A 13008-nucleotide genomic window follows, 5' to 3' on the forward strand; every position below is an offset into this window, starting at 1 on the left:
GACGGGCCCGAAAAAGCCAGCCGGTGAAATATCCGCTCAGACCGGTTGTATCTTACTTCAAAGTCCACACCCGCCCCTTCAAATACCAAAGTGCGATCAGAGAGACAGACAGGATGATGATCACATCCCAGCGCAGAAGCCAGGCAGTGACGGCCTCAGTCTCGGCAAGCCCTAGAGCGTTCGCTGTCAGGATTGGGGCCGCGCTGATGGCAAGGATTGTCAGAAAGCGCCAGAGTATTTGTCCGAAACAACCGAATAGGCGCAGCGATGCACGTTGTACGGCAGTTTCGCGTGCTTCTTCGTTCAGGCTAGGGTCGCGCATAGCCGCAACAGCAGCAGAAGCAATATTGATCGCTGATATTGCTGTCGGTATGAGGCGCAACGCGACCAGAGCCAGCACAAACGCGACTACTGCGGTCAATCCGACGGCTACGATCACGTATTTGATTTCGGGTCGTCTCCGGATACCCCGTCCACAGGTTTCCGCCGCCGCATCATGCGTTTGACCGGGTACCACACGAACCCGATAATCGCGAGCAGTACGGCTCCGACCAGTGCGACAAGCGTGCCGATTGCGCCCAGCCCAGCCCCGGGTCCGATATACGCCAGTGCGGTCGTTGGAATGATAAGTAACCCGGATAAAAGAATTAATATACGCATTGTGGTTATCACCTCAATCTTCAACTCACATAAGTACGGTACAGCGGGGCAGCACTCATGCAATCGTCAAGAAGGTTAGCACTTTAGCTCTCAGGTACAAAGGCTCCAAACTTCCTGCGTGCCCTAGTTGCCTGTATCCCTGCGATGATGTGTATGGAGCGCCCGATTTGCAAACAGGACAATACGGGTTAGTGTCGGATTATTACCCCATTATATTGTGTAAGGAGCGTCAAAGGTAGCTTGGCTGATATCGAATGTTTTCAAAACATGGGCGCTTGGGTTTATTAACATTCCGGGTTTGATCGGGTGAGTGTTTCTTGTTTAAGCGCAAAGGTTCCGACAAGACTCTGTATAAAGCCGAGTATTTAGTTAAGATTTTATTTTGTAACACAACCACCTTATCCTGTCATACGTCCTAAGAGCTAAACGAGGGAGATTTGAGCAATACATCGTTCTCAGATTTCCATCGGATTAACTTTGTTCTTGATAGTTATTTAAACGGAAACCATTTTGCCCCGTTATCTCCAGCCAATGACCATTTTGAAGCTTTAAAGCCATGATTTCAGAGCTCAAAGATAAGCGCCTGCTCCTCAGGTTTCTCAGTATCAGCGTTCTGGGTACGATTGCGGATTACCTGTTGGCGCTTTTGCTCGTTCTGACTTTTGCAGCCCCTTATGTTTTTGCTTCGATATGCGGCTTTGTGCTGGGCTCATTTGTCAATTACTGCGGGCATAATATCTTCAGCTATGAGCACACCGACAAAGGTACAATCTCGCTCCTGGGGTATGGGAAATACCTTCTGGCGGTCCTGTCATCTTTGGTGGCCCGCCTCGCAGTAGTGGCAGGGCTGGGATATGCGACCACCCTGCCTTTCTGGTTTATCCTGTTGGTTGCGATCGGGGCATCTTTTGTTACCAGCTATGTGATTTCGACACTCTGGGTATTCCGCAAACCGGATTAGGCATCGATGTAAAGCTCGTACCACATCATGTAGTTCAAAAGACCCCAGAGCGGGCGGCCATTGTCCCGTTTCCCGCTCAGATGGTCGTTGATCAGTGTCTGCACCGCCTGACCCCGAAACAGGCCTGTACGCTGAATATTCTCGGGCCCGAGATAGCGCATCATCAGATCCTTCAGCTCGATCTTGAGCCAGCGGGAATAGGGCATTTCAAGCCCGACCTTCTTTTTGTTGAGAATGCTGTCGGGCAGATCGTTTTCCATTGCCCGCCGCATGAGATGTTTCTTGCGCCGGTTCTTCATTTTCAGATGTGAGGGGACTGTGGCCATGAATCCGGTCAGCTCCGGGTCGGTAAAGGGCACCCGGGCCTCAAGAGAATGCGCCATGGTCATCCGGTCATTCTTGATCATCAGATCGTCGGGCAGGAAGATGGTTGAATCGATATACATCAGACGTGACAGGGTCTCTTCCGCGCCGCAATGTTCGTAGGCCGCCTGAAAATGCCGCACTGAAGGCTGCAAAGTCTCGGTTTCGGCCACACCATCTGCGTAAAGGTCCAGTTTTTCAGCTTCGCCCAGGACAATCCGCCACCAAAGATGGGCTTCTTCAGGCGGCAGGTCCAGCCCGCCCAGAAACCGCTTGGCCTTGAATTCGAAGCTGAGCTTCTTGTCTGACACGGGCAAACAGTTCACCAGCGGTTTCATCACGCCATTCCGAATGAACCCGGGTATCTTTCGGGCCTGTTTATACATGTTGTAGGCTGCGTGTGTATCATAGCCGGCGAACGCCTCGTCGCCGCCTTCGCCCGACAGAACGACAACCACTTCGTCCTGGGCCAGTTCGCTGATGAAATACGTCGGTATTGCAGACCCGTCGCCATATGGCTCATCGGTGAAGCTCAGGTATTTTGGTAGCATGTCCCGCACCATATCGGCGGTGACGGTTACTTCACGATGCTTGGTGTTGAACTTTTCGGCCACAATTCGGGCATAGGGCAGCTCATTGAAGCTTTGATCTTCGAAGCCGACGGAATAGGTGTGGATCGGCTCATCCACATGTTTGTGCATGAGTGCGACCAGGGTACTGGAATCCAGTCCTCCCGACAGGAACACGCCAATCGGAACATCCGCGACCAGACGGCGCTGCAAAGCCTTGTCCATGAGTTCATAAGACTTTTGAATCGCCTGTGCTTCGGTCATACCGGGATCGACATGGAAGTTCAGATCCCAGTACCGCCGTATCGAGATTGTGCCGTCACGGGTGACCGTCATGTGATGCCCCGGCGGTATTTCGGAAATACCGTCAAAGGCTGTCTGGGTTCCCGGGATGTAGTTGAAGGTCAGAAAGTCATGCAGGGCCTGCATCGACGGTTTCCGCACAACCCGGTCATCGGCGATGATCGCCTTGATCTCAGAGCCAAAGCGAAAATGGTCATTATCTTTCTGGTAGAAGAAGGGTTTGATCCCATAGCGGTCACGCGCCAAGTGCAATGACTTACTGCGCGTGTCCCAGATCGCAAATGCAAACATCCCGTTGAGTTCCGGGATCATGTCGAGGCCAATTTCCTCGTAAAGATGGATCAGAACCTCGGTATCCGTGCGGGACTTGAAGACATGGCCGCGCTCTTCAAGGCGGTATTTCTCTTTCAGTTCCTGAAAGTTGTAGATTTCGCCATTGAAGACAATCACTACAGTGCCGTCCTCGTTTGTCATTGGCTGATGACCTGCATAAGACAGGTCAATCACCGAAAGACGCCGAAAACCCAGCGCAACGTCCTCGTCCAGCCAGACGCCATCATCATTTGGTCCGCGATGGGCCAATGTTGCTGCCATTGCCGTGATCAGCTCTTTTTCGGGGCGATCAGCCGCCGGGTCGACCTGCAGGATTCCGCATATTCCGCACATATCAATCGTTATCCTTTACAGTACTTGTACTCTTTCCTGTGGCTTGGGCCTTGGTCGGATCTGCGAGGTTGACCACCACGTCTCCCCCGCCCAGAGAACCCCGGAACCGCGCAACGGTAGCGTATTCCTTTTTGATCCTCTCCAGTATTCCCGGATATGTGGTCCGGGCGTGCACCGGCATCGTATAGACCAACCAGGTTCTGCCTGACTGTGAGGCTAGGCGATCCAGATCATCGGTCGTTTCGATGACATCCCACCCCTTGTCATAGTATGCATTGAACGGAAATCCTGCGATCCCGACAGCAAGAACCGTGTCCCCGGGTTGCAGGTCGCTTTCAATCAGATTGATGGCACCATTGAAATCCTGTTTTGGCAGATACACGTGCCGGAGGGATAAAAGAGATACCGCCACAATGCCTGCGCATATCAGTCCGGGCAGCCATTTCGTGGCTGCGGCGGGCAACCGTGCCAGGTGCGCAGTCAACTGGCCGGCAACAAAGGCACCGCGGATCACGATAAGTATCGCAAATCCGAAGGTGAAAAAGAAAAACCTTGGGAACAGGGTATACCCGATACTGGTCATTGCTATGAAACCGACTCCAACCGGGATCAGAAACAACGCCACAACAGCCGGTCGCGTTCGGGCAAAGCTGATGACACCAATCGCAAAGACAAGACCGGCGGCTATCACAACACCCGCACTGGCCAACCCGATTTGCAGACTGCTGAACAGTTCTGCCAATGCCCAAAAAGGGTTGGTCCACTCGTTGTCTTCGCCCTTCAGTCCGGAATTCAATAGCGCCCCGCCGACCATACTGGGCAAGACCAGAGCATAGACCTGAAACGTAAACAGACCCACCGGGATGAAGCCACAAAACAACCCGTTCCAGCGATAGCGCTTGCATTGCTTGTTTTGCTGGACCCAGGCCGCGCTCCAGATTGCAAAATGCGCAAGCACCATCAGCCCCATGGTAGGGTGCGCATACGCCCCTAGGACGACGGCAAGGCAATACAGCCCCCATTTGCGGGGGCTCCCCTGGCGCATGGCGTCCAGAAACCAGGTGCTGGAAAGCAGGGCAAAGAACAGTAATGCGGTGTAACCACGTGCATTCTGGCTGAACCAGATGTGGTGATAGGAAAACGCCATTAGTGCCGCCGCAAACAGAGCCTCACGAGTCGGGCCGACGCGGCGGGCAAAAAAGTAAATAGCGGCAATGCCGGCAATGCCAAAACCGACCGCAGGCAATCTCAAGGCCCAGACACTGTCACCGAAGACCGACAAAGACAGGCGCGCCAGCACCGAAAACAGGACATGGTTGTTGGCATCGTGATAGGTGCTGACGATCTGCCCGATTGTGAGGGGCATGTAATTTACGGATGTCAGAATTTCATCATACCAGATGCCGGTATCAAGTCGGTAAAACCGCAAAGCCGCGGCGCAAATCAGCAGAAGGCCAAAGATCAGTGTCTGGACCGGGCTAGCGGGAGAAACCTCGGGGCGCTGTGGAGATAGCGGACGGCCAATAGGCAGAAGCCGCAGTAAAAGAAGATATGCCCCTATGATGATGAGACCGGCCTTGAACAGCCAAACCCCTTGGGTAAAGGCTGGATCGGCCGCCGGATCGGTGCCGCGCAACACCCAGGTGAACAGACCGACTGGTAAAAGCAGCCCTAAAATAGCACCCGTCACTCCCGCCAAAGCGCCAAAAGAAAGCCTGCCCATCCAACTATGTACTCAATACCATTAACGTTTATGTCCTAAGTGCTCTGCGGAATTTTGCAAACCCGGCTCTACCTGTGCCGAGAATACGACAGAGATTTCATTTCTTATCACTCATATCAATTTTTGGATCATCAGGAACTTATTCTGCTGATGATCGCAGTTTAACGAAACAATTTCTAGCTATGTGTAATTATGTTTCAATCCGGTGCATATACATCTCGGTCGAGAGAGCTGTGAAACAGACTTAGCCCGAATTGACTGTTTTGGTCGCATCATGGTGAACTAAAGGCTGGTTTATTCCGTGACGAGACCTGGACGGTTTCTACCGGGACGATTGTGTTCCTCCCGCGGTCATAACGCGCAGTAAGAGACAAAAATTTCATGACGACATCCGAAAAAGGTTCTGTTTTTCCCAACAGACGCGAGTATCGCACAGGCGCCGTCCTGTTTGCCTTGACGATCGCGGTTTTGCTGACGCTGATACTGCGGCTCTGGGGAATTGATCTGCGCAGTATGTCCCATCCGGAAATCTATGTCCCTGGCATCAACCTGGTTTCCGGTATATCCGAACCGCCGCCGCGCCATAACCTGGCTGAAACCATCTGGTGGCATTTCCACGATGAACCGCATCCCATGGGCTGGTATGTGTCCATGCTGGGCTGGACCAAAGCTTTTGGAACATCCCATTTTGCCCTGCGGTTCCCCAGCGTTTTGTTTGCCGTCGGCTCGATTCCACTGATTTTCCTGATCGCCCGCAGCATATTCGGATCGACCGTGGGGTGTCTGGCCGCGTTGTTGCTGTCTCTTCACGGTTTTCATGTGTTCTGGAGTCAGATGGCGCGCATGTACGTCGCGGGGGCTTTTCTATCGTTGCTGGCGACCTGGCTCCTTCTTTGTCTCGTCAGAACACGCGAGCCGCGCCCGGGTTTTGAGATTGCTTATGTCGCCTCGGTTATCGCAGGGGTTCTGACGGTTGAGCTGTTCTGGCCCCTGATCATGATACACGTCTTCTGGGCTGCCCTGGTGCTGCCCCGACCAAAAGTGGATGGCCTACGGTTCCGTCAACGTATCGGTCTGCGGCAAGCCCCACGGTTGCTGCAGGTGCAAGCGCTTGCCTTTATACTGTCTGCTCCGGCCCTAACACATGCGGTTTATCGAGCGCGCAAAGGAGCAGCTCCTGATCCTTCTTTTGATTTCCTGGTCGAGTATTTCTCTTTTGGGTTCCTGTTTGCGATAGACGATTTTGCTGTCCCGCTGCTGCAAATCGGGCGGATCTGGACCTGGCTGGTTCTGGGCTTCGCCCTGTTGCTCCTAGCGGCCAGCCTGAAAGCTCCAAAACGCGAAGTGCCAGTGATGCGCGCGCAGCAGAAAATCCCGGTATGGGTTTTGGTGTCGTCGGCGGTCTGCCTGGCCTGTTTCATGTTTTGGCTGGGTTCGATCGCCCATCGCAGAAACGAAGCGCTGATGGCGATGTCTGTTTTACCCTTTCTGGCGCTACTTATTCCCGTTCTGGGCAGCATATGGGGGAGCTTTGTGCCCAGGTTACCTTCGAACACGTTGCACTATCCTCAGGAGCGGACACTGCTTTTGTGGCTGATCGCGGTTGTTTCTCCGCTGATCCTGTTCGCAGCGTCTCACAAGGTTTCTATCCTTGCTCCCAGGGCTTTTTTGCTTTTTGTGCCTTATCTGCTGATCCTGTGTGCGGCGGGTGCAGTCTGGCTGTTCCAGCGCCACCGCTTCAGGATAGCTTTGATCAGCCTGTGCGTGGTGGTGTTCGCAGCCAGTATACCTTACGCCGCTGGCAAGCCGGGCTCTCCTAATGACTATCAGGGTATTGCAACCGCCATGCGGCCAGAAATGAAAGATGGAGACCTCGTTTTCCTGCGGGACCGTAATTGGGTTGATACGCCGCTATTCTACTACATCAATGACGCACAATTCATCGTCGCGGATTATGGCGCGGCTTTGCGACGTAATCCCGATGCTCGGGTCTGGTTACTCACGTGGCCCGATGTGGGACAATCCGCTATCAACGATGTACGGCGTGAAGCTCTTCAGAATTATGAACTCACTCTGAAACTTGAACGTTTGCGGGCCAGCGCCGAGCTTTTCGAGCCCGACACCGGGCATTAATTACCCGAGTTGTCCTTCTGGTGGCGCTGTTACTAAGGATGGCCGTGTCTGGCAGACAAATGCTGGTCTGCGGGCTAGGTGGCTTGTCCGCAGGCGGGTCAAAGGGCCTGATCATTCAGCCCCAGGCTGCTTTCGACAATGTAAAGCGGGCGTTTCTGAGCCTCTGCATAAAGCCGCCCCAGATATTCCCCGATGACGCCCAGCACGACAAGTTGCAGGCCACCGATCAACAGCACTGCAACCATCAATGAGGCATAGCCGGGTACATCCACCCCGTAGACAAGGGTGCGTGAGATCAGGAAAACACCATAGATGATCGCGGCCAACGCAGTCAGCATGCCGACATAGCCCGCAATCCTGAGAGGCACGGTGCTGAACCCGGTAATACCGTCCAGCGCAAAGTTCCAAAGGCGCCAGTAGTTGAATTTGGTCTGCCCCGCCGCACGCTCGGGGCGGTCATACGCCACCTCGGTGTGCCGAAACCCGACCCAGGCAAAAAGGCCCTTCATAAAGCGGTTGTGCTCGCGCAGCTGCCCTACAGCCTGAACCACGCGCCGGTCCATAAGGCGGAAATCGCCGGTATTGGCGGGTATCGGTACCCCCGAAAGCCGGTTGATGACCTGATAGAACTTCCGCGCTGTCCAGCGTTTCATCGCGGTATCGCTGTCGCGGTGGCGCCGGACGGCATAGACGACATCGAACCCTTCGCGCCATTTTTCCAGAAATGTCTCGATCAGTTCAGGCGGATCCTGCAAATCCGCGTCTATGGGAACAACGGCTTCACCCGCAGCTGCATCCAGCCCCGCCGTCAATGCGATTTCCTTGCCGAAATTACGTGAAAAGTTAAGCACCTTGATACGATCATCGCGCTCATACGCGGCGGCCAGAATCCTGGCGGTCGCGTCTGTGCTGCCGTCGTTCACGCAGATGATCTCGTAGCTTTCCCCAAGCTGATCGAGGAATTGCCCCAAACGTTCGAACAGGGCCGGCAGAACCTCTTCTTCATTGAACATGGGCACGATGATGCTGAGCGTCGGAGCGCTTTGGTCCAAGGCTTTTTCCCGGGACGGAGTTGTGGGGGTACTAATGTTTAACGGCGTCATAACGCGTATCTTTTCCCGTTCGTCTGGACACAGGTGATCATGGATTTGACTTCGGTTCAAAAGGTTCTGTATGGGCGCGCAAAATTTCGATTTTTAGTACCTTTTCACCGCCAATAAGTAATTCATGGTGCGCATCGGGAATAGCGGCTTTTTTAGCGTGATCAATGTGAGTAACCAAGCGCGCGCTTTTGGGGCTCGAAAAAAGAAAACCGAATGCTCATCAAGATGAAGATAGTGAGTACTATACATCTCAAACTGATTGAGGAAGGTTTGTGCAGAAGTGAAAGGGCGATGCATGACATTCGAAATTCGAAAAAGAGTGAAAGCATCTTGCGTGAAGGCAAAGCACAGGTGCTTTGATACTTTCAGGCCGGGTCCAGAAATTGACCCAGAAACGTCTGGTTTCGGAAGAGCCAGCCTCTTTGCCGCATCTGCCAAATTAACCCCCATAACGCCGGAAAACGAATTCTTATCAACCTGTTCACAGGTGTTGGAGCGTATTTTCTTAGCTACCGCACCTTCCGAAAGATCGCAGGGGATGCGGCCTGTGTTTCTTGAAGTCGAACGAAATACCGGTTCTGTTGCCGTCCGGATGGCAAAACCAGGCAGGGGCGTTTGATGGCATCTTTCCACCGACTCAATCTTGTCTTGCGGTCCTTTCGCCGGGGGGGAGGTGTTGGCGGATTGAAGACAATATGGATGCTTTTCAGGGATCGTGTCGTCGGACAGCATAGGTTGCTCTTTGCCATGAGTGGCGGCAAGGCCCGGCAGATCGACAGCATGTCAAACACGTTGACCGTGCAGTGTTTTCGCAGTTGGTCCGATCTTGATGATCAAAGCAAAGACTTTCTGAAGCGCAATCAGGACAAGATCCACTGGGATGTTCAAGGCGATCTGAACGCGGGCATGTCCGTCTGGATCGGGTTTTCCGGCGGGGTTCCGGCAACCATTGCGCAAACCCGCTCCGGGCAAAACGTGAACGTATATTTCTTCCCGATGACCGAGCACTGTGCTCTGATCTCTCACTGCTTTACCGTTCCTGATATGCGGGGCCGGGGGTATTATGTGGAAATTCTGAAACATGTGTGCCGCACGCTGGCAGAAGAGGGGACCACGCGTATTTATATTGATTGCAGTGACAGTAATTTGTCGTCAGAACGCGGCATTCTTTCAGCGGGGTTCTTGCCCATCGGACAGGGGGTCCACCGCCGAAATGGGACCGTTCATTGGCGACAGGATGCGCCGCCATCGATTTGTCGGCTGGAGGAAAGATAACTCTTGAATCAGTGAATGCTGAGGGGCGAGGCAGTCACAGCATTTCAATCCGTGACGTGCCAGTTCGGTCAGAATTTTATCCGGGAAATAAACTCGAAACAGATGATCAATAATATTCAAGCCTTACGAGCCTTTGCTGCCATAAATGTGGTTTTCCTCCATGTCATCAAGACGGCATCAACATATGGACAAAGCACCCATTATTTATCCTTCCTGGCCGGGTGGGGTGCAAATGGGGTCGATATTTTTTTCGTGATATCCGGCTTTGTCATGCTGCACACACAAATGCAGAAAAAGCGGCACACAGGCGCTTTCTTGAAGTCGAGAATTATAAGGATCGTGCCAATTTACTGGCTGATCACACTTTTTGTTGTGGCGGTTTATTACGCTGTTCCCGGGATCTTCAGGTCCATGGAGCTTTCAGGAACCATCATATTGTCATCGCTTCTGTTTTCTTCGCTTCTGGTGCTTGGTGAGCCGCCGATTGTTTATGTTGGGTGGACCCTGGAATGGGAGATGCTCTTTTACTTTGTTTTTGGACTGTCTCTCTTCCTGAGGTCGTGGGGCCATGTTTTCCTGGTTGTCAGCCTGGTTCTGGCCGGGGTGTCCCTGGCGTCCGGTGATTTTATATCGCTTGAGTTCCTGTTTGGGATGGCTGTTGCGTATTTTTACAACAAGGGGTTTGAAATCAGGGAAAAGACAGGGGTCTTGATATTTGTTTTCGGGATGCTTCTTTTATGTGCCTCCCTGTCGAGTGAACTTGAGGTCGACCCAACAAACCGTGTCATTATCTGGGGTGTACCGTCGTTTTTTATCGTTTTTGGGCTGCTGTTTGCGACGCAGATTTCAAATCGGTTTTTGGTTTATCTCGGAGATGCATCCTACAGCATCTACCTTGTCCAGATACTCACCATTCCCGCCTTTTATAAAGTGTCTTCGATTGTCCTCAGGCCCGTAAATGGTGACGTTCTGTCCATCTTGTGCCTGATAAGCAGCGTAGCCGCAGGGTGTCTGGTTTTTTCCATGATCGAAAAACCCATGACCAAAAAGATGAAGCGAGCATTCTCCTGACCATTGCGGTGTATAACTCTGCCGGGGACAAGCTCGGTATGCCCGAACAGTCTTGTAGCGCATCGACCTGACGATCCCAGGGATGTTGACGATCTGAAACCGGCAATGCGTTCAGCCGAAAAGGCGGTGGAAATTCAGAAAAACTCTTTCAGTTTCCGCGCATGCTTCAGGTTTGATGGCAGCGATATCACATGTCGGGCCAGCTTGGCCAAGGATCGCGTACCTGGGATGACCTTGAGGGCCGACAGGCTTTTAGACGCTTTCAGGAAATTTTCATAGGTCTGGTTGTCCGCGTGGCGGAAGTCTTTTGCGTTCAGGTCCTCCCCGCCATTGTCGGTTGGTACGGACACGATAGAGGTCGCCTTGCGGTTCACATCGAATATAACAAAAGATTCATAGAAACGGATGCCCCAAACCCGCTTTTCCGCAGCATCCGATAGGAGTTTGGAAAAGCGCCGGTTTACGCGATCTACCATGCTCATGGCGTATTTTACGAAGGAACGGTGCTTGGGACCGAAGCCTTCCATATAGGATGTATGTGTGTCTTCCACGACCAGCATGCCTCCATCGCGGATATGCGGCAGCAGGCACTCTGTTGTGATAATCTGTTGTTCATAGGTGTGGCCGCCATCGTCCAGGACAATGTCGATTTCACCGATCTCGTTTGCAAGTTTTTCGAGAAAGGCAGGATCGCTCTGGCTGCCTATGAAAATTTCAAAGCCTTCCTGCTCCCAACGCTTTGCGCCGGGGTTCAGTTCAACACCGATGATGCGGGCCTGTGGTCCAAAAAATTCGCGCCACATGAACAGAGAGCCGCCGCTCAGAACCCCGATTTCGACGAAGGTAATCGGCTTGCCGACATAAGGAGAGAAAAGCTTGTCATACACATCGAAGTAAGTCGAATGCTTGCTGCTTTTGTACGGGCTGTTCAGGTAAGCTTGGTAGCTTGCTGCGGTCACCGGCATTTTCTCAGGTTTCATTTCGTGGTCCCGTAATTGAATAAGTTCACTCGTAAGCAAGGTCATGGCCCGTATGTCTGCCATATATGATGCCGATGCAGGATCATGTGTCGAGACAAATACTCTTCACCCCGGAAGGCCAAACTGCCGCAACCCCGTTAAGGAACCGATCCGTTTGGACAGCCCGGTCTTGAAAAGGGGGTGCGATATGGGGCGCAAAGTTCCTGAATGTGGCCAAAACCCTTTTTTGCATGTTTCGTAATCAATTTGGCGTTGCTGGCAATCAGCTTTAAGTCAACAGGGATGCCGCATAAAGGGCGTATCCGCGCTGTTTCACATGTTCCACAGCGCGCCAGCCCGGAGAAGACACGGGCGAGGCTCAAATCTGAGCCCCGCCCGTGGTTTGATCGACAATTGTTCTAGCCAGAGGGGGTTGTTGCCGTCAGGCAAACAAATCCGGGTATGGATTCGATGATGTGTCCAGGAAATCGGCATCATCTCCGATGCCAAAGGTTTCCACGCTGTCACCAACGTACCAGTCGCGTTCCCGGCCGCCTGCAAAGTCGAAATCCGTTTCGGTTTCGTCCAGGACAACAGCACCGTCTACCAGAACCTGAAGGCGATCGGTGTTCTGATCGACCAACATGGTCACCTGGTGCGTCTCTCCGTCATTCAGATCAAGATTCTTGATCTTATAACCGTCACGGAAACCGCCATCATTGTTGTCGACTTTCGCGACCAGATGCCCCTTTTTGGTCAGTTTCAGGCCGAAGTTCGAGTGGTTCCAGATAAGCCGCTCGGCACCGGTATCCTCTCCACCTCGGGTCATCTCGACCGAGAAAGCAATTTCTTCGGCGTCAGAGTAACCCAGCACTTTGCCAATGTTTCCGCGGCTGTCCTGATTGCTTATGTCGATCATCAGTTCGCCTTCAGGTTCGGCAATGTTGACGGGTTCTTCGACCTCGGTTTCTGCCTCAGTCTGAGGCTGCTCTGTGGCCGGAGGTGTTGCCTCCACCTCGGTCTGAGGCTGTTCTGTAGCGGGAGGTGTCGCCTCTGCCTCGGTCTGAGGCTGCTCAGTAGCGGGAGGTGTCGCCTCTGCCTCGGTCTGAGGCTGTTCTGTAGCGGGAGGTGTCGCCTCTGCCTCGGTCTGAGGCTGCTCAGTAGCGGGAGGTGTCGCCTCTGCCTCGGTCTGAGGCTGCTCAGTAGCGGGAGGTGTCGCCTC

General features: G+C 53.1%; 11 protein-coding genes and 1 pseudogene. 4 read left to right on the plus strand and 8 right to left on the minus strand.

The window, feature by feature from the left end:
• Positions 1–52: 52 nt before the first annotated feature.
• The gene (locus tag ACR0E2_RS18905; protein ID WP_171331792.1) at positions 53–439 is read right to left on the minus strand and encodes a hypothetical protein; all 387 of its coding nucleotides are present in this window, start codon (positions 437–439) and stop codon (positions 53–55) included.
• Positions 436–660 (minus strand): hypothetical protein, encoded by a 225-nt coding sequence (locus ACR0E2_RS18910; RefSeq protein WP_171331791.1) that lies wholly within the window; start codon positions 658–660, stop codon positions 436–438. Before ACR0E2_RS18910 ends, ACR0E2_RS18905 begins: the two co-directional genes overlap by 4 nt.
• Positions 661–1216: 556 nt before the next feature.
• Here ACR0E2_RS18910 and ACR0E2_RS18915 point away from each other — a divergent pair.
• Entirely contained in the window at positions 1217–1621 is a 405-nt protein-coding gene (locus ACR0E2_RS18915) for a GtrA family protein (protein ID WP_171331790.1), read from the plus strand.
• Here ACR0E2_RS18915 and asnB read toward each other — a convergent pair.
• The gene (asnB, locus tag ACR0E2_RS18920; RefSeq protein ID WP_171331789.1) at positions 1618–3522 is read right to left on the minus strand and encodes an asparagine synthase (glutamine-hydrolyzing); all 1905 of its coding nucleotides are present in this window, start codon (positions 3520–3522) and stop codon (positions 1618–1620) included. The two genes, ACR0E2_RS18915 and asnB, sit on opposite strands and share 4 nt — an antisense overlap.
• Position 3523: 1 nt before the next feature.
• Positions 3524–5245 carry a glycosyltransferase family 39 protein gene (locus tag ACR0E2_RS18925; RefSeq protein ID WP_480447524.1) on the minus strand — a complete coding sequence of 574 codons (1722 nt, stop codon included), beginning with the start codon at positions 5243–5245 and terminating at the stop codon, positions 3524–3526.
• Positions 5246–5626: 381 nt separating this feature from the next.
• Here ACR0E2_RS18925 and ACR0E2_RS18930 point away from each other — a divergent pair, with 381 nt between their 5' ends.
• Entirely contained in the window at positions 5627–7378 is a 1752-nt protein-coding gene (locus ACR0E2_RS18930; RefSeq protein WP_480447525.1) for a glycosyltransferase family 39 protein, read from the plus strand.
• A gap of 98 nt (positions 7379–7476) precedes the next feature.
• On the opposite strand, the gene ACR0E2_RS18935 is transcribed toward ACR0E2_RS18930, so the two are convergent.
• Entirely contained in the window at positions 7477–8430 is a 954-nt protein-coding gene (locus ACR0E2_RS18935; protein ID WP_480447526.1) for a glycosyltransferase family 2 protein, read from the minus strand.
• 144 nt (positions 8431–8574) lie between these two features.
• Positions 8575–9213, minus strand: a complete 639-nt coding sequence (locus ACR0E2_RS18940) for a hypothetical protein (RefSeq protein ID WP_171331785.1) — start codon at positions 9211–9213, stop codon at positions 8575–8577.
• A gap of 15 nt (positions 9214–9228) precedes the next feature.
• Between ACR0E2_RS18940 and ACR0E2_RS18945 the strand changes: the two genes are divergently transcribed.
• Both ACR0E2_RS18945 and ACR0E2_RS18950 read left to right on the plus strand, forming a co-directional pair.
• Positions 9229–9756: a GNAT family N-acetyltransferase gene (locus tag ACR0E2_RS18945; RefSeq protein ID WP_480447527.1), complete on the plus strand. Its 528-nt coding sequence runs from the start codon at positions 9229–9231 to the stop codon at positions 9754–9756.
• 15 nt (positions 9757–9771) lie between these two features.
• The gene (locus tag ACR0E2_RS18950) at positions 9772–10827 is read left to right on the plus strand and encodes an acyltransferase family protein (RefSeq protein ID WP_480447528.1); all 1056 of its coding nucleotides are present in this window, start codon (positions 9772–9774) and stop codon (positions 10825–10827) included.
• 134 nt (positions 10828–10961) lie between these two features.
• On the opposite strand, the gene ACR0E2_RS18955 is transcribed toward ACR0E2_RS18950, so the two are convergent.
• Positions 10962–11852, minus strand: a complete 891-nt coding sequence (locus tag ACR0E2_RS18955) for a class I SAM-dependent methyltransferase (RefSeq protein ID WP_253283610.1) — start codon at positions 11850–11852, stop codon at positions 10962–10964.
• Positions 11853–12228: 376 nt separating this feature from the next.
• Positions 12229–13008: pseudogene (locus tag ACR0E2_RS18960) on the minus strand (hypothetical protein); the annotation flags it as partial.

The organism is Ruegeria sp. A4, from assembly GCF_056543025.1.